The 17,473-nt window shown below is 55.2% G+C and carries 17 protein-coding genes; 9 read left to right on the top strand and 8 right to left on the bottom strand.

Going from position 1 to position 17,473, the window contains the following annotated elements:
* The first annotated feature begins 294 nt into the window (after nucleotides 1-294).
* The 3 genes from proP to FA92_RS16715 all read left to right on the top strand — a co-directional run bounded on the left by proP (nucleotide 295) and on the right by FA92_RS16715 (nucleotide 3,977).
* Nucleotides 295-1,800 carry a glycine betaine/L-proline transporter ProP gene (gene proP, locus FA92_RS16705; protein WP_033784222.1) on the top strand — a complete coding sequence of 502 codons (1,506 nt, stop codon included), beginning with the start codon at nucleotides 295-297 and terminating at the stop codon, nucleotides 1,798-1,800.
* Nucleotides 1,801-1,927: 127 nt separating this feature from the next.
* A complete protein-coding gene (gene hemB, locus FA92_RS16710; RefSeq protein WP_033784223.1) occupies nucleotides 1,928-2,905 on the top strand; it encodes a porphobilinogen synthase in 978 nt (325 codons plus the stop codon).
* 103 nt (nucleotides 2,906-3,008) lie between these two features.
* Complete coding sequence (locus FA92_RS16715; RefSeq protein WP_013359373.1) at nucleotides 3,009-3,977, top strand: sensor domain-containing diguanylate cyclase; 969 nt, start codon at nucleotides 3,009-3,011, stop codon at nucleotides 3,975-3,977.
* A gap of 26 nt (nucleotides 3,978-4,003) precedes the next feature.
* Here FA92_RS16715 and FA92_RS16720 read toward each other — a convergent pair whose 3' ends face one another.
* Nucleotides 4,004-5,026 carry an alpha/beta hydrolase gene (locus FA92_RS16720; RefSeq protein ID WP_033784224.1) on the bottom strand — a complete coding sequence of 341 codons (1,023 nt, stop codon included), beginning with the start codon at nucleotides 5,024-5,026 and terminating at the stop codon, nucleotides 4,004-4,006.
* 345 nt (nucleotides 5,027-5,371) lie between these two features.
* Here FA92_RS16720 and FA92_RS16725 point away from each other — a divergent pair, with 345 nt between their 5' ends.
* On the top strand, nucleotides 5,372-5,872 hold the full coding sequence (locus FA92_RS16725) for a helix-turn-helix domain-containing protein (protein ID WP_013359375.1): 501 nt from the start codon (nucleotides 5,372-5,374) through the stop codon (nucleotides 5,870-5,872).
* On the opposite strand, the gene FA92_RS16730 is transcribed toward FA92_RS16725, so the two are convergent.
* On the bottom strand, nucleotides 5,873-6,532 hold the full coding sequence (locus FA92_RS16730) for an epoxyqueuosine reductase QueH (RefSeq protein WP_013359376.1): 660 nt from the start codon (nucleotides 6,530-6,532) through the stop codon (nucleotides 5,873-5,875).
* A gap of 271 nt (nucleotides 6,533-6,803) precedes the next feature.
* Here FA92_RS16730 and FA92_RS16735 point away from each other — a divergent pair, with 271 nt between their 5' ends.
* A complete protein-coding gene (locus FA92_RS16735; protein ID WP_013359377.1) occupies nucleotides 6,804-8,192 on the top strand; it encodes a sugar porter family MFS transporter in 1,389 nt (462 codons plus the stop codon).
* Nucleotides 8,193-8,207: 15 nt separating this feature from the next.
* On the opposite strand, the gene FA92_RS16740 is transcribed toward FA92_RS16735, so the two are convergent.
* Nucleotides 8,208-8,885 (bottom strand): SDR family oxidoreductase, encoded by a 678-nt coding sequence (locus tag FA92_RS16740; protein WP_033784225.1) that lies wholly within the window; start codon nucleotides 8,883-8,885, stop codon nucleotides 8,208-8,210.
* Nucleotides 8,886-9,112: 227 nt separating this feature from the next.
* On the opposite strand from FA92_RS16740, the gene FA92_RS16745 reads away from it, so the two are divergent.
* Nucleotides 9,113-10,132: a LacI family DNA-binding transcriptional regulator gene (locus FA92_RS16745; protein WP_013359380.1), complete on the top strand. Its 1,020-nt coding sequence runs from the start codon at nucleotides 9,113-9,115 to the stop codon at nucleotides 10,130-10,132.
* Nucleotides 10,133-10,190: 58 nt separating this feature from the next.
* On the opposite strand, the gene FA92_RS16750 is transcribed toward FA92_RS16745, so the two are convergent.
* Nucleotides 10,191-11,018, bottom strand: a complete 828-nt coding sequence (locus FA92_RS16750) for a hypothetical protein (RefSeq protein ID WP_033784226.1) — start codon at nucleotides 11,016-11,018, stop codon at nucleotides 10,191-10,193.
* Between the two features lies 1 nt (nucleotide 11,019).
* Complete coding sequence (locus tag FA92_RS16755) at nucleotides 11,020-11,217, bottom strand: hypothetical protein (RefSeq protein WP_013359382.1); 198 nt, start codon at nucleotides 11,215-11,217, stop codon at nucleotides 11,020-11,022.
* Nucleotides 11,218-11,510: 293 nt separating this feature from the next.
* Here FA92_RS16755 and FA92_RS16760 point away from each other — a divergent pair, with 293 nt between their 5' ends.
* Entirely contained in the window at nucleotides 11,511-12,497 is a 987-nt protein-coding gene (locus FA92_RS16760; protein WP_033784227.1) for an aldo/keto reductase, read from the top strand.
* A 7-nt stretch (nucleotides 12,498-12,504) separates the two neighbouring features.
* Here the strand turns inward: FA92_RS16760 and FA92_RS16765 are convergent, their stop codons facing one another.
* Entirely contained in the window at nucleotides 12,505-13,689 is a 1,185-nt protein-coding gene (locus tag FA92_RS16765; protein ID WP_013359384.1) for an NAD(P)/FAD-dependent oxidoreductase, read from the bottom strand.
* Between the two features lie 243 nt (nucleotides 13,690-13,932).
* On the opposite strand from FA92_RS16765, the gene pitA reads away from it, so the two are divergent.
* On the top strand, nucleotides 13,933-15,435 hold the full coding sequence (gene pitA / locus FA92_RS16770) for an inorganic phosphate transporter PitA (RefSeq protein ID WP_133163748.1): 1,503 nt from the start codon (nucleotides 13,933-13,935) through the stop codon (nucleotides 15,433-15,435).
* A gap of 36 nt (nucleotides 15,436-15,471) precedes the next feature.
* Here the strand turns inward: pitA and uspB are convergent, their stop codons facing one another.
* Nucleotides 15,472-15,807 carry a universal stress protein UspB gene (gene uspB, locus FA92_RS16775; protein WP_013359386.1) on the bottom strand — a complete coding sequence of 112 codons (336 nt, stop codon included), beginning with the start codon at nucleotides 15,805-15,807 and terminating at the stop codon, nucleotides 15,472-15,474.
* Nucleotides 15,808-16,221: 414 nt separating this feature from the next.
* Between uspB and uspA the strand changes: the two genes are divergently transcribed.
* Entirely contained in the window at nucleotides 16,222-16,659 is a 438-nt protein-coding gene (gene uspA / locus FA92_RS16780) for a universal stress protein UspA (protein WP_013359387.1), read from the top strand.
* 60 nt (nucleotides 16,660-16,719) lie between these two features.
* Here uspA and rsmJ read toward each other — a convergent pair whose 3' ends face one another.
* Nucleotides 16,720-17,466: a 16S rRNA (guanine(1516)-N(2))-methyltransferase RsmJ gene (gene rsmJ / locus FA92_RS16785; protein ID WP_033784229.1), complete on the bottom strand. Its 747-nt coding sequence runs from the start codon at nucleotides 17,464-17,466 to the stop codon at nucleotides 16,720-16,722.
* Nucleotides 17,467-17,473: the final 7 nt, after the last annotated feature.

A 17,473-nucleotide genomic window follows, 5' to 3' on the forward strand; every position in this document is an offset into this window, starting at 1 on the left:
CCCAATTTGCTGAAAAAAAAGGCGGTCGTCACGCAGCGTGATAATTTTTTTGCGCAGCTAATCAGCCGTATCAGTGGTAAAAATAGCCTGTATGTAGCCCAAACATGACAGATATCACACAAAAACGGTATACTCTGTCGCTGTTCGCAATAATAACAACAGTAATTATTGTGTCAGTGGGCGCGTAAACCGCGCTTATTTGAAGCTATGCTTAAATTTCTCAACGCAGCGGTCTGATGACTCACCGCGGCTCGCGCCGTTGAGGACTTTCGTGTTCCATTACAGGGTAATTCTATGAAATTGCGTAGGAAGCGTGTAAAACCAATTGGGATCGATGATGTGACCATCATCGATGATGCCCGTTTACGTAAAGCCATCACCGCGGCCTCTCTGGGTAACGCGATGGAGTGGTTCGACTTCGGTGTTTATGGCTTTGTGGCCTATGCACTGGGTAAAGTCTTCTTCCCGGATGCATCACCAGGCGTGCAGATGATCGCCGCGCTGGGTACCTTCTCTGTACCCTTCCTGATCCGTCCGCTGGGTGGTCTGTTCTTCGGTATGCTGGGCGACAAATATGGTCGTCAGAAAATCCTTTCCATCACCATCATCATCATGTCGGTCAGTACGTTCTGTATCGGCCTGATACCCTCCTATGCCTCCATCGGCATCTGGGCGCCGATTCTGCTGCTGTTAGCTAAGATGGCACAGGGCTTCTCGGTAGGCGGTGAATATACCGGTGCTTCAATCTTTGTCGCCGAATATTCGCCTGACCGTAAACGTGGCTTTATGGGGAGCTGGCTCGACTTCGGTTCGATTGCGGGCTTCGTGCTCGGTGCGGGCCTGGTGGTGCTGATCTCCTCCATTATCGGGGAAGAAAGCTTCCTTGAGTGGGGCTGGCGTCTGCCGTTCTTCGTCGCGCTGCCGCTGGGCATCATCGGTCTTTACCTGCGTCATGCGCTGGAAGAGACCCCGGCATTCCAGCAGCACGTGGACAAACTGGAACAGGGCGACCGCGAAGGCCTGCAGGATGGTCCGCAGGTTTCGTTTAAAGAGATTGCGACCAAACACTGGCGCAGCCTGCTCTCCTGTATCGGTCTGGTTATCGCGACGAACGTCACCTACTACATGTTGCTGACGTACATGCCGAGCTACCTGTCGCACAACCTGCACTACAGCGAAGATCACGGCGTGATGATTATCATCGCCATCATGATCGGTATGCTGTTTGTTCAGCCGATGATCGGCATGATGAGTGACCGTTTTGGCCGTCGTCCGTTTGTCATCATCGGCAGTATTGCCCTGCTGGTCTTCGCAATTCCCGCCTTTATGATGATCAACAGTGGCGTGCTGGGCCTGATTTTTGCCGGTCTGCTGCTGATGGCGGTGATCCTCAACGCCTTTACCGGTGTGATGGCCTCGTCACTGCCTGCGATGTTCCCGACGCACATCCGCTACAGTGCGCTGGCGAGTGCGTTTAACATCTCGGTACTGGTTGCCGGTCTGACGCCAACGCTGGCGGCCTGGCTTGTAGAAACCACCAGCAACCTCTACATGCCAGCCTACTATCTCATGGTGGTGGCGGTGATTGGTCTGATTACCGGTCTGTTCATGAAAGAGACTGCAAACAAGCCACTGAAAGGTGCGACGCCAGCGGCCTCAGACATGGAAGAAGCGCGCGAAATCCTGCAGGAGCACCACGATAACATCGAGCACAAAATCGAAGATATCGACGAAGAAATTGCCCGCCTGGAAGCGAAACGTAAAAACCTGGTGCAGCAGCATCCGGATATCAACGAGTAATCGTTCTGCTCTCCCGCCGCCCGGCGGGAGAGTCCTTTTCCACTCTTATTACCGCACACAAACCTTCATGCCTCGCGGGCAAAGAGAGTAAACTGTCGTCACTTTTTTCACCTGCGTAAGAATGAAAATGTCTGATTATTCCCTTATCCAGCGCCCAAGAAGATTGCGCGCCAGCGCTTCAATGCGTGAAATGTTCCAGGAGTCTTCTCTGAGCCTGAACGATCTGGCTCTGCCTATTTTTGTTGAAGAAGAAGTCGACGATTACAAAGCGATTCAGGCGATGCCTGGCGTGATGCGTATTCCGGAAAAACGTCTCGCCTTTGAGATTGAGCGCATCGCCAAAGCGGGCATTCGCTCGGTGATGACCTTTGGTATTTCGCACCATACCGATGCGACCGGCAGCGATGCCTGGAACGAAAACGGTCTGGTGGCACGCATGTCCCGCATCTGCAAAGACACCGTGCCGGAAATGATCGTGATGTCTGACACCTGCTTCTGCGAATACACCAGCCACGGTCACTGTGGCGTGCTCTGCGATCACGGCGTCGATAACGATGCAACCCTGGCCAATCTGGGTAAGCAGGCCGTGGTTGCCGCCGCAGCCGGTGCGGATTTCATTGCGCCGTCAGCGGCAATGGATGGTCAGGTTGAGGCGATTCGCCGGGCACTGGACGCGGCGGGCTTTACCCAGACCGCCATCATGTCCTACTCCACCAAATTCGCTTCATCGTTTTACGGCCCGTTCCGTGAAGCCGCCGGAACGGCGCTGAAAGGCGACCGTAAAACCTACCAGATGAACCCGATGAACCGCCGTGAAGCGATCCGTGAATCGCTGCTTGATGCGGCCCAGGGCGCGGATTCACTGATGGTGAAGCCGGCAGGTGCCTATCTGGATATTCTGCGCGACATTCGTGAACGCACCGAACTGCCGCTGGCGGCGTATCAGGTGAGTGGCGAATACGCGATGATCAAATTTGCCGCACAGGCCGGTGCCATTGATGAGCGTAATGTGGTGCTGGAAAGTCTCGGTGCGATTAAACGCGCCGGTGCGGACCTGATTTTCAGCTATTTCGCCCTTGATCTCGCAGAACAAAAAGTGCTCTGATCCCCTCCTCATAAAGAGCGTGGTTGCTATGTCACGCTCTTCTTCTTCGCCGTAAGGCAAACACCAGAACCTGGCTTCCGCTAAAACAATAAAGGTCTCTGTGATGAAAGCACCTGAAATCCCTGCCGACGAGGCACAACGTTTATCGCAGTTGCGTGCGCTGAACATAATGAACACGCCAGCGGAAGAGCGGTTTGATCGTTTAACCCGCCTGGCGCGCCGCCTGTATGACGTCCCTATCGCGTTAGTCAGCCTGCTGGAAAATGACCATCAGTGGTTTAAATCTGCTCAGGGCTATGAACCTAAAGGATCACCCCGCAACATCTCCTTTTGCGGCCACGCCATCCTGCAGGATGAGATCATGATCGTTGAAGATGCGCAAAAAGATGCGCGTTTTCATGATAACCCGCTGGTGACTGGCGAACCGCATATTCGCTTTTATGCAGGCTGTCCACTGCGTGCGCCCGGCGGCGCGAAAATGGGTACGCTCTGCATTATTGGTCGCGAACCGCGTCAGTTCAACGAAGAGGATCAGGCCACGATGCGCGACCTGGCCGCGATGGCCGAAGCGGAACTGGTCGCCTTTCAGACCGCCACCTGCGATGAGCTGACCCAGATTACCAACCGTCGCGGCTTTATGACGCTGGGGCAGATGGTTCTGAATGAGTGCCTGATGAAAAACCGGCCCGCCTGCCTGACCTTTCTCGATCTCGACAAGTTTAAGCAGATTAACGACACGCTGGGCCACCGTGAAGGCGACCGCGCGCTGATGGACTTTGCCGATGCGATGAAGGTGGTGTTTAAGCACTCCGATCTGTTTGCCCGTCTGGGCGGCGATGAGTTCGTGGTGCTGTTTAACGGCCTGCAGCAGCAGCAGAGCGAAGCGTTACTCGCCCGGTTCGACCATTATCTGCAACAGCAGTCAGTCAGTCTGAATCGTCGTTACCGCCTGCAATTCTCGTCCGGCGTGGTGGAGTTTGACGCAGCGCATCCACAGTCGCTGGAACAGTTGCTGCACGACAGCGATGAGCAGATGTACCTCAGGAAAAAGCAGAAACGCGTAGCGGTTTGAGATCAGGCGCCGCAGCGCCTGACCATTCAGGGCCGCGCCAGATCGTCGAGCAGCGTCTGATTAAACGTTGCCGGTTCTTCCATTTGTGGCGCGTGCCCCATCCCGGGAAATTCAATTAAGCGCGCGCCCGGAATACGTTTTGCGGCCTCTTTACCCAACACCGCGTAATCGCCCAGCCGGGTTTTGACCTTTGCTGAGGCGATATCACTGCCGATGGCCGTGGTGTCTGAGGTGCCGATCATCAGAGTGGTCGGGACTTTCAGATCGCCAAATTCATAAAATACCGGCTGCGTGAAAATCATGTCGTAGATGAGAGCGGAGTTCCACGCCACTTTCTGATGTCCCGGCCCGCTGTTGAGCCCGGCCAGCATATCGACCCACCTGTCATATTCCGGTTTCCAGCGCCCGACATAGTAGGTCTGCTGCTCATACTTCTTAATGCCCTCCGCGCTGAGTTTCAGTTCGCGCTGATACCACTGATCCACCGACCGCCACGGTGCGCCTTTGGCTTTCCAGTCCTCCAGCCCAATCGGGTTGACCAGCACCAGCTTCTGCGTCTGTTCCGGGTACATCAGCGCATAACGCGTGGCCAGCATTCCGCCCGTAGAGTGACCGATGATCACCGCCTTCTCCACACCCAGCCGGGCGAGCAGCTGATGGGTGTTTTCAGCCAGCTGCTGAAAGCTGTATTGATAGCTGGCGGGCTTGGTCGAGCTGCAGAAGCCAATCTGGTCGGGCGCGATAACGCGATAGCCCTGCTGACTCAGCGCGCGAATGGTCTCTTCCCACGTTGCACCACAGAAGTTTTTACCGTGCATCAGCACCACCGTTTTGCCGTTGGCCTGTTGCACCGGCTTCACATCCATATAGCCCATACTCAGCGTTTGCTGCTGGGACTGAAAATCGAAATGCTGCAGAGGATAGGGGTAATGAAATCCTTCCAGCTGTTCGCCATAAACAGGCGCGGCACTGGCGGGCGCATGCGCAAATAAAGCCAGCGAGGTGAGCAAAGCGGCAAGCGGTTTTTTCAACGCGTATGTCGGGCTCATCCGGGGTTCTCCAGGTTAAAGGTGAGTCGTAAGCCTGGCATGTCGCGGCAGAAAATCTATTGATGGTCCGTGCTATGGTGTTGATTTCACAGATGCTGGCCGCCTTAACCGCGAAGCGGCAAGCGAAATACTATGCTCGCGTTTATCGTTATCCGCCCGGGATCAATTATTCCCCTTATAATTAACAACAGACTAATTACAATTCATCTGTTTTATTAATAACTGCTGTTCATATGAATCTCTTCAGAGATAACGATTCAAATATTGAAAGAACTTTACGCAAAGAATAAGCACATTAAGATAAATAATTCATAATTCCGCTGAATTAAACAGGGGAGAACAGCTATGAAAGAAAACAGATATAACGAAAGCGTGATCGTCTCTATCACTGAGTGGATTAACAATAATCTCGACCAGCGTTTAAGCGTGGATGATATTGCAGAAAAAGCCGGGTATTCGAAATGGTATTTACAGAAACTCTTTGCCCGTTATCATAATGAAACGCTGGCGCGCTATATTCGTAAGAAAAAACTTAACGCCAGTGTGAATGATTTAAAAAACAGCCGCACGCCCATCATCAGCCTGGCGCTGAAATACCATTTTGAAAGCCAGCAATCTTTTACCCGCTCGTTTAAGCAGATTATGGGCTGCACGCCAAGCGCCTGCCGTAAACGACTGATGAGTGAAGAAGCGAAGCAGCAGATGGCCGACGTTGACGACCCCTGCGCGCTGTGCAGCTACGTCCGGCCAGGCAGTATAAAGCAGAGCTGTGGCGTAACAGTCCGGCCTGTTACGCGCTCAGCGCGCGGCTATGCGCAGGCAGATGCTTTCTGCGATATCAGTTAATCAGGATTCATCCGGCTGATAATATTGCACACCAATCTTAATACGCTCACGTCCCTGGGTGACGCGATGACGATTGGTGTCGCGCAGTGAATAGACGCAGCCGCAATATTCCTGCTGATAGAAGCTCTCGCGCTTGCTGATTTCAATCATTCGCGCCGATCCGCCACCTTTACGCCAGTTAAAATCCCAGTAGAGCAGATCCGGATACGCCGCCGCTGCGCGGACACCACAGCTATTAATCTGCTTCATATCTTTCCAGCGTGAAATACCCAGACAACTGGTCATTACCGGGAATCCGTTTTCATGGGCATAGAGTGCTGTGCGCTCAAAACGCATATCAAAGCACATGGTGCAGCGCTCACCCCGTTCCGGCGACCACTCCAGCCCGCGCGCCCGCTCAAACCAGTTATCCCGGTCGTAGTCAGCATCGACAAACGGCACGCCAAATTTCTCGGCAAAGCGAATATTCTCCTCTTTGCGCAGCTCATACTCTTTGAGCGGATGAATATTCGGGTTGTAGAAATAGATGGTGTATTCAATGCCGGAGGCCAGCATCGCTTCCATCACTTCCCCCGAACAGGGTGCGCAGCAGGAGTGCAGTAAAACTTTTTTATGGCCGCCCGGCAAGGGCAGCGGCTGACGCTGGAAAGGTTCAGACATAAGTACCTTCAATCAATAGCAGAAAGGCGGAAGTGTAATGCCGCAGGCGGTCAGTTGCAAAATCTGACCTGATGCAGGCTGCTTTGCATATTCGTGCCTTGGCTGCGGTTTCCCGTTTCTGCATCAACCTGCTGATCTCCGATGCTTTCTTTTCACAGCCATGTTGTGCGACCCCAGCGATAGCCGGAAGTGTGATCGGACCCACATTGATATCGACTATGTTTACATAACATTAACAATATTGACACTGAATCACCGCAAGGAGACTCGCATGGCCGCGGCTAAAAAATCGGGAAATCATCAGAACCGTTTTACCTGGTTCGTCTGTTTTATGGCGGCGCTGTCCGGCCTGTTGTTTGGTCTGGATATCGGCGTCATCGCAGGGGCCTTGCCGTTCCTGGCGAAAGATTTGCAGATTACCAACCATCAGCAGGAGTGGGTGGTGAGTTCGATGATGTTTGGTGCGGCGCTGGGTGCGCTGGCGGCGGGCTGGATGTCCTCAAAGCTGGGACGTAAGAAAAGCATGCTGGCGGGCGCGACGCTGTTTGTGATTGGTTCGCTGTGGTCCGCCTTTTCTCCCGATGTGGAGTCGCTGGTCTGTGCCCGTGTGATGCTGGGGCTGGCGGTAGGGATCGCCTCTTATACCGCGCCACTCTATCTGGCGGAGATTGCGCCGGAACGTATTCGTGGCTCAATGATTTCGATGTACCAGCTGATGCTGACCACCGGCATCGTGGTCGCTTATCTCTCCGACACCGCGTTCAGTTACAGCGGCAACTGGCGCGGGATGCTCGGCGTTATCGCTATTCCGGCGGTGATCCTGTTTATCGGCGTGCTGTTTTTGCCCAACAGTCCGCGCTGGCTGGCGGCGCACGGACGTTTCAACGAGGCGCAGCGCGTGCTGGATCGGCTGCGTAACAGCAGCGAACAGGCACGGGAGGAGCTGGAAGAGATCCGGGAAAGCCTCCAGGTGAAACAGCGCGGCTGGTCGCTGTTCCGCTCTAATGGCAATTTCCGCCGCGCGGTCTGGCTGGGGATGCTGCTACAGGTAATGCAGCAGTTTACCGGCATGAACGTGGTGATGTATTACGCCCCTAAAATCTTCAATATTGCCGGTTTCTCCAGCACCAGTGAGCAGATGTGGGGCACGGTGATTGTCGGGCTGGTCAACATGCTGGCCACGCTGATTGCCATCTTTTTTGTCGATCGCTGGGGTCGCAAGCCGATGCTGACCACCAGTTTTCTGGTGATGGCGGTGGGCATGGGCGTACTGGGCACGCTGCTGCATATCGGTGTCGAAACAGATTTCCGCAAATACTTTGCGGTCGCGATGCTGCTGATGTTTATCGTTGGCTTTGCAATGGCGGCCGGACCGGTCATCTGGCTGCTCTGTTCAGAGATTCAGCCGCTTAAAGGGCGTGACTTCGGCATTACTGCTTCCACCACCACCAACTGGGTCGGCAACATGATAGTGGGAGCCACTTTCCTGACGATGCTGGATCAACTGGGCAATGCCAACACCTTCTGGTTCTACGGCGCGCTCAACCTGGTGTTTATCGTGCTGACGATGATGCTGGTACCCGAGACCAAACATGTGACGCTGGAGCACATTGAACGCAACCTGATGAAGGGTAAGGCACTGCGGGACATCGGGGCGTAACCGCCCCGTATCAGCCTACCACTGCAGCTGCTGGCCGGCGTAATCGACGTAGTGATGACCCCCGCGTCCGCGCCATTGGGTCAGCTGCTGAACGATACCGGCGGCGCTCTCTTCTGCCGTCAGCGGCGCACTCTCGCCGCCCATATCCGTTTTCACCCAGCCGGGATGCAGCGTCAGCAGCGTCCCGTTCTGTGCTTCAACCGCCGGGGTCAGCGTGCGGCTCAGCATATTCAGTGCGGCTTTGCTGGCCGAGTAAATCGGCATCTGCGCCTCCGGATTTTCATTCAGGCTGCCGAGCTGGAATGAGGTCAGCGCCAGTACGCCCTCCGGCTTCAGCAGCGGCAGCAGAATCTCTGCAGTGCGAACCGGGGCTATCGCATTGGTCAGGAACAGCTGTGCCAGTTCCTGATCGTCACTCTGCGACACCTTCTGGTGCGAAGGCCCGGAAATCCCGGCATTGATCAGAATCGCATCGAACGCGTTGCCACTGAGCTGGCCCGCAAGCTGCTGAACCGCCGATGCGTCGGTCATATCCAGCGCCTGCCAGTCGATACCTGGCCTGTTGCCCTGTTCCGGAACACCGCTGCGATGGGTGGCTGTAACCTGCCAGCCGTCACCGGCAAACGCCTGCACGACCGCCAGACCGATACCGCGTGAAGCACCAATAATCAGAACTTCTTTTTGCTGCGCCATATTCACTCCTCGTTAATTGTCTCGCTACAAGCTTAACGGTATTTCCGCCCGGACAGCGGCCCGCTGTGCTTTTTAACCTGACGACCGCACTGAGGGTAAAAGCGCATGGCGCAACGCTGTTGATGGTTTTCCATCAACAAATCACTTTATCTTTTACTTTTAACCGGTTAGAAGAGATAAACAGTCTGGCAGGCAGCAGCTAATCGCCATTTACGCGTGGAGTCTTAATGAAAAAGCTCACCTTAGAGGTGGTGGCAAAAATGGCGGGCGTCGGGATTGCGACGGTTGACCGGGTGCTGAATGAGCGCGGCGGCGTCTCGCTGGAGACCAGCCGCAAAGTTCTGAAGGCCGCGCGTGAAGCGGGACTCCGGCGTCTGCTGCCAGAGGAGTATCAGCATCCGTGGCAAATCGAAGTCTTCCTTAGTAACAACGGCTCATCCTTTTTTCAGCAGCTCACCACCTGTTTCAGCGAGATCGCCAGTCAGCTTGGCTATCGCCGCCTGAAGCTGCACAAAACGCTCGTGGCCGAAGCGCAGCCCGAGCAGCTGGCGCAGAGCATTGTCGCCCGCAGCAGCACCCGCGACGGCATTATCGTGTTTGCACATGACTCACCGCCTGTCTATCGGGCACTGGCACTGTGCCGCAGCCGCAATGTGCCGGTGATCACCATCGTCACCGATCTGCCCGACGCTGACCGCCTGTGTCATGTTGGCATCGACCAGTATCAGGCAGGCCGCACCGCGGGCCTTCTGATGAGTAAAACCCTGAACCAGCCCGGCGACATTCTGATGGTCAGCGGCCGCTTTGATTATCGCGCCCACCGTCAGCGTATCGCCGGCTTCCGTGAAGCCATGGAGCAGCGTGCGCCGCAGCGTTATCTGCGTGAGGTGCTGTCGGGTCAGGATCAGCGGGAAACCATCCGCAGCGAGCTGGCCCGCAATCTGCGTTCGTCACAGGCGATTGCCGGGGTCTACAACACCGGCATGGGCAACACGGACGTCAGCGATACCCTGCGCGCTCATCAGCTGCTGGGTAAATGCACCTACATCACCCATGAGCTTTATGATGTGACCCGTCAGCTACTGCTGAACGATGAAGTGGCGTTTACGCTGGATCAACATGCCCGGCAGCATGCCCGATTAGCGATCGATCTGATGCTGAGTCATCTGGAAACCGGCTATCAGCCAGATGTCTATCAGGCGGGTAAAGTCGCGTTCCGGCTGTTTACGGCGGAAAATATGGTGTGAGATGAACCCGGTTTCCCCTGATGAGACAATTTAATCAGGGAAAACCAGGTGAGCATTCTTAATCCGACTCGTCACGGCTTTCATTGCTGTCCGGACTGTCGTCATCATTACCCTGACTCTTCTCCACTTCCTGCGGATGTCCCATCGAAAGTGCCGTGGCGCTGGCCGGATCGAACAGTGACAGACTCTCAATCTGGTCCACCATAATCACTTTACGGAACGACATCGCATCTTTAGGCTTCGAGTCGAGCGTGATCTCATGCTCGGCGTACCATTTGCTGTAGTTATGCTCTACCGCCAGCTTCAGCGTTTTGCTGTCGCGATAGCCGCTCAGCATCGGGATCAGCACGATGTTTTTGGTGCTCTCATATTCAAAGGTCGAGGCATGCACCATGCCGATGTAAATACGGCGCGACTTCAGCGTAATCCACGCCAGCTCGCCCTCTTCCATGCACTGAAACAGCAGTTGCTCCACGCCGTTGGATCGTGACAGCCGCTGATAGAGATCTTTACGCCCTGATACATTCAGGCGTGCGCTGCCCGCCCAGTTTGAGCGATAGAGGCAGAGCAGAATGGCGAAGGCGAGCATAATGACAACCGGTGCCTGGATGCCCAGGAAACTCCAGTTCATGAACTCCACCTGCCACTTCAGATGCACGCCGGGGATCATCTGCAGGGCATTGGCGATACCGGACATACAGAGCAGCAGCAGCCAGACGATGCCAGTGGCGAACACGCCCTGCAGAACAAAAATACAGCCGTAAAGCGCGACCAGAAAATAGACATCCCAGCCCGACGAGCGGCGGATTTTAAAGCGGCTGTTTAAATCACGGCTGGTGTACCAGTAACCACTGACCATCAGCACCATAAATATTGCGGTACCCACCTTACACTCCCTTTAACGTATTCACATGGCGGGCAAAATCTTCGTGGACTTCCTCACTCAGCGTATTGACCGAGATATTGCCGTTCTCATCAATAATGATGCGCTCACCTTCGGCGATGGAGTCGTTGATATCCTGACGGGTCATGATCTGTAGAAACTTCTCGGGACTGGCAAAGACCGACTTAACAAATTTAAACATAGCGATCCACTTGTTGGCCTGAAAATTGAAGTATGTGACCGAATCCACACTCTCGCCTGTTTAATTTCAGGTGAAATTTCTTAAAATCAATTAATTAGCGAAGCGGCATCCACACGATCCGGCCTGTTTTTTGCAGAAATCTTCAACGTAACCAGCAGCCTGCCGCAAAAAGCCTCCTGTTTATACGGGTCTGGTATGCAACAACGCCGAAACGCCTCACCGCCGGAAAGCGCTAAGCTCAATGGTTAGCCCTTTTCTGTCACCCTGTCTGAAACGCATCGAGGAAGGTTTGCATGAAATTACGAACACTGGGCCGAACCGGTCAGCGCGTCTCTGAAATTGGCTTTGGCGCATGGGCCATTGGCGGAACCTGGGGAGAAGTGAGCATGGAGGATGCCAAAGCCGCGCTGAACGCCGCGCTGGATGCGGGCATCACCTTTATTGATACCGCCGATGTCTATGGCGATGGCCGCTCCGAAAAGATTATCGCGGAGGTACTGAACCAGCGCCGCGGGGAACGCCCGTTTGTCGCCACCAAACTGGGGCGTCGCCTTTCACCGCACGTGACTGAGGGCTACAACGCCGAAAATCTCAACGCCTTTATCGATCGCTCACGTGAAAATCTGCAGACCGAAACGCTGGATCTGGTGCAGCTGCACTGCCCGCCGACCGAGGTCTACTACAACCCGGACGTCTTCGCGGTGATGGATGAGATGGTGGCCGCCGGGAAAATCCGTCACTACGGCGTCTCAGTTGAGAAAGTCGAGGAAGGGCTGAAGGCGCTGGAATTTCCCAACGTCTCGTCGATTCAGCTGATCTACAACATTTTCCGCCAGCGTCCGGCGGAACTGCTGCTGCGTGAGGCAAAACGCCGTGATGTGGCGATCATCGCCCGTGTGCCACTGGCTTCAGGTCTGCTGACCGGTAAAATGAATGCCGACAGCGTGTTTGCCGCTGACGACCATCGCACCTTTAACCGCAATGGCGAAGCGTTCGATAAGGGCGAGACTTTCTCCGGCGTGCCGTATGAGGTGGCGCTGGAAGCGGTTGAGGAGATTCGTCGCTTCGTGACGGGTGATACCACCATGGCGATGTTTGCGCTGCGCTGGATCCTGATGAACGAAGATGTCAGCGTGGTAATCCCTGGCGCGAAAAATCGCGAACAGGCTGAAGCCAATGCCCGCGCCAGCGATGTCGATGCGCTCTCTGAGGAGACGATGGCAGCGCTGAAGCAGATCTATCAGGAGAAGATCGCGCCTCACGTGCATCAGCGCTGGTAAACGCGCGTTACAACGCCTGGGCGCAGGCCCAGGCGGAACTCCAGGCCCACTGGAAGTTATAGCCGCCCAGCCAGCCGGTGACATCGGCCACTTCGCCAATAAAGTAAAGCCCCGGCACCGCACGCGCCTCCATGGTTTTCGAGGAGAGCTGCGTCGTATCCACGCCGCCCAGCGTTACTTCCGCCGTACGATAGCCCTCTGTGCCGTTTGGCTGGATGCGCCAGGCGTGCAGCGTCTGCGCCAGCTCAGTTTGCTGTTTGCTGTTGAGCTGCTTCAGCGTGATGTCCGGCACCACCTTCAGCGCCTGCAGGACTTCCACCAGGCGCTTCGGCAGAATTTTCGCCAGGCTGTTTTTCAGGCTGAGATTCGGATGTGCTTCACGCTGTGCCGTCAGAAACGCCTCAAGCGGTGTGGCGGGCGACAGATCGATAGTGACGAATTCACCCGGCTGCCAGTAGCTGGAAATCTGCAATACCGCCGGACCGGACAGGCCGCGATGGGTGAAGAGCATCGCCTCTTTGAAGCGGGTGCCATCCTGCGCATCAATCGTGGTCTCCAGCGCCACGCCTGACAGCGTCTGCAGCTGCTCCAGCAGCGGCTTGTGCAGAGTAAAAGGCACCAGCGCCGCCCGCGTCGGAAAGACGCTCAGGCCGAACTGCTCCGCAATTTTATAGCCAAATGGCGAAGCCCCCAGACCTGGCATCGACAGGCCGCCGCTGGCGATGACCAGCTTCTCCGCCTGAACCGTACTGCCGTTGAGTTGCAGGGTATAACCGCTTTCATCGCGCGCCACGCTGAGCACTTCACTGCGCAGCCGCAGGGTGACATTGCCCTTGTCACATTCGGCCAGCAGCAGATCGACAATCTGCTGAGCCGAGTCATCACAGAAGAGCTGACCCAGGGTTTTCTCATGCCAGGCAATACCATGACGATTGACCAGATCGATAAAATCCCACTGGGTATAACGCGCCAGCGCCGATTTACAGAAGTGGGGATTGTGCGACAGATAGGCCGCCGGTTCGGTATAGAGGTTGGTGAAGTTGCAGCGGCCACCGCCCGACATCAGAATCTTGCGTCCCGGCTTTTTGCCGTTATCCAGCAGTAACACGCGGCGTCCCCGCTGTCCGGCCTGGGCGGCACAGAACAGACCGGCGGCGCCGGCACCAATGATGATAACGTCAAACTGTTCCACTGCGGTTCACTCACTTAACTGGAAAGGCGCAGATTGTAGTGATCTGCTCACTGAGACGCCAGCGTCAAAAAATTGCCGTAAATGTGTCATATTGTATCTGCTTAATATCTAACCCTTTTTAGCTGAGTTACCCTTCAGCCTTACGACGAAAGGTCAAATTAACGCTATATTTTCCTTTCCCATACAGCACGTTGTCGCGGATAATGCGCCGCGTTCATGTCCTCCAAAAATGGCGTAACGTTTATGCTACATCTGTTTGCTGGTCTAGACCTCAGTACTAGCCTGTTATTGGTTCTTGCCCTGCTGTTTGTATTGTTTTACGAAGCGATCAACGGTTTCCACGACACGGCCAACGCAGTTGCGACGGTCATCTATACGCGTGCCATGCGTGCCCAGCTTGCTGTGGTGATGGCGGGTGTATTCAACTTCCTTGGCGTGCTGCTCGGTGGATTGAGTGTCGCTTACGCTATTGTTCATATGCTTCCCACCGATCTGTTGTTAAATGTTGGATCGGCTCACGGTCTCGCCATGGTGTTTTCTATGCTGCTGGCGGCGATTATCTGGAACCTCGGCACCTGGTATCTCGGTCTGCCGGCCTCAAGCTCCCATACCCTGATCGGCGCCATTATCGGTATCGGTCTGACCAACGCCCTGATGACCGGAACCTCGGTAGTTGATGCACTCAACATCCCGAAAGTCCTGAACATCTTCCTTTCTCTGATCCTGTCGCCGATTGTCGGCCTGGTGATGGCGGGCGGCTTGATCTTCATTCTGCGTCGCTACTGGAGTAATACCAAAAAGCGTGCGCGTATTCATATGACGCCTGCTGACCGCGAGAAGATCGACGGCAAGAAAAAGCCGCCGTTCTGGACCCGTATCGCCCTGATTGTTTCGGCAATTGGCGTGAGCTATTCGCACGGCGCGAATGACGGTCAGAAAGGCATTGGCCTGATCATGCTGGTCCTGATTGGCGTGGCTCCGGCCGGTTTCGTGGTAAATATGAATGCCTCCGGTTATGACATTACGCGTACCCGCGATGCGGTTAATCACCTGGAGCAGTATTACCAGCAGCATAACGCCTCGCTGACGCACATCATCCAGATGGCACCGCCTAAGCTGCCAACGCCGGAAGAAGTGCCAGCGACCAGCCCGCAGGAGTTCCACTGTGACAGCGCACGCGCACTGCAGGCGGTTCAGCGTGCTCAGGTGTTGCTGAATAATCTGCAGAGCTACGATCAGCTGACGGTTGATCAGCGCGGCCAGATGCGTCGTCTGCTGCTGTGTATCTCAGACACCGCCGATAAAGCGGCCCGTCTGGAAGAGACATCACCGGATGACAAGCGCTTCCTCAATAAGCTGAAAAGCGACCTGCTTGGCACCATTGAGTATGCGCCGATCTGGATTATTGTGGCCGTCGCGCTGGCGCTGGGGATCGGCACCATGATTGGCTGGCGTCGTGTTGCCACCACCATTGGTGAGAAAATCGGTAAAAAAGGCATGACCTATGCACAGGGCATGTCAGCGCAGGTGACCGCCGCAGTGTCGATTGGTGTCGCCAGCTATACCGGCATGCCCGTCTCCACTACGCATATCCTCTCTTCATCCGTAGCCGGTACGATGCTGGTTGACGGTGGCGGACTGCAGAGCCGGACCATCAAGAACATCGCCATGGCGTGGATCTTCACCCTGCCGGTCTGTATTCTGCTGTCAGGTTCGCTCTACTGGATTGCCTTGAAACTGGTGTGATGCCAGCAGACAAAAGGGCGACATAAGTCGCCCTTTTTAATGCCAGATCGCCAGAGCCACCAGACTTATCACTACCAGTCCGCACAGTGCACTGGTCAGAAGAAACTGCCCCCGCACCCGCTCGCAGCGCCGGATAAACTCATCGTCATGATGATCAAGATAGCGCTTTGCCCAGATATAGGTGACGAGCCGCACCTGCTTGCTCGGCTGACCGTGAGAGGTGAAGAATCCCGCCCCATCGACATACTGATACAGCAGCGGATCACAGCCCCGTAATACCGCCAGCAGGGCACGCAGCGATGAAAAATAGCGCGCCATATTCACGATACACACCACACAAAGAGCCCAAAAAAGCGCAATAGTGTTGATCATATTCTCCCCCTCCCGACTGGCATCGCAGCAACAGACTCAGCGTCAGACACTGTATCCGCCTGCAGAAAAAACCAGCCACTGAATCACCGGACTGCGAAAATTTTCGACCCCTGAGCGGCTGCGAACCGGACCGCCTTTTTTCAGTGTAGGAGAGTTCTTTACATTTTTTCCAACGATGATTTTCGTTCAGCGCGAGTAAATCTGGCATAGCCTTGATCTTATTCATAAGCCAGGCGGCAACGGCAGCATTTGCAGTGAGAGAAGGCTATACTCAGAACATAACAACATCATCACCTGCAACGCAGGTAGACACTTTGGTGGCGCTCATCGCCCGCTCGCGCAAAGGATTTCGCTAAGCTGTGACGCGGCAGGAACACCGGATGCCATCCTTAATCTCGTGAAAGGAGTTTTATCATGGCTTATAAACACATCCTGATTGCAGTAGACCTTTCTCCCGAAAGTCAGTTACTGGTGGATAAGGCCGTCTCGCTGGCTCGCCCGTACGATGCCAGAATTTCCCTGATTCACGTTGATGTGAATTACTCCGACCTCTACACCGGCCTGATTGATGTCAACTTAGGGGATATGCAGAAGCGCATCTCTGAAGAGACGCATACGGCACTGAAAGGGTTATCAGATGCCGCGGGCTATCCGATCAGCGAGACGCTGAGCGGCAGTGGCGACCTCGGCCAGGTGCTGGTTGATGCGATCAAAAAATATGACGTTGACCTGGTGGTGTGCGGTCATCATCAGGATTTCTGGAGCAAGCTGATGTCTTCAGCTCGTCAGTTGATCAATACCGTGCATATCGACATGCTGATTGTGCCGCTGCGCGATGAAGACGAGGCGTAATTCAGCCGCTTAAATGAATAAAGCCGGCACGGAGCCGGCTTTTTTATACGTTTAAATCGGTTAAAGCGGAGGATAAATATCAAAGCGATGGCTTTTGGTTACGACCGCCGCCTGCGTCACGACACCCGCCAGCGGCGGTGCATAGTCTGGCCGCTTCACCACAATCCGTTTCTTCGCCAGCCGCCGGGCCGGTTCCAGTAGCGCATCGGCATCTTCATCCGGCCCTACCAGCGACTGAAAGACTCGCATCTCCTTTTTTACCAGCGCACTTTTCTGGCGATGGGGATACATCGGATCAAGATAGACCACATCCGGCTGCGGCGTAATCTCGCCCAGCGCCTGCGCACTGGCTGCATGAATCAGCGTCAGGCGGTCGCGCAGCCAGGGGCCAATTTCCGCATCCTGATAACCGCGCTGCAGGCCATCTTCCAGCAGCGCAGCCACGACAGGATGGCGTTCCAGCATCCGCACCCGGCAGCCGAGCGCCGCCAGCACAAACGCATCACGTCCAAGTCCGGCCGTCGCATCCACCACATCCGGCAGATAGCCGCCTTTAATGCCAACCGCTTTGGCGACAGCTTCGCCACGTCCACCGCCGAAGCGACGGCGATGCGCCATTGCCCCGGTGACGAAATCAACAAAAATACCGCCCAGCTTTGGCTCATCACGCTTGCGCAGCTCAAGGTGCGTCGGCGTTTGCACCAGTGCCAGCAGCGCGTCTTCCTCGTGCTCCAGCTGCCAGCGCTGCGCTAAACGTGATAAGGCGCCGTCTCCGGCGCCTGATTCATCGAGCAAACAGATTTTCACGAACCGA

The sequence above is a fragment of the Pantoea sp. 9140 genome, from assembly GCF_000745295.1.
GTDB classification, from domain to species: domain Bacteria; phylum Pseudomonadota; class Gammaproteobacteria; order Enterobacterales; family Enterobacteriaceae; genus Pantoea; species Pantoea vagans.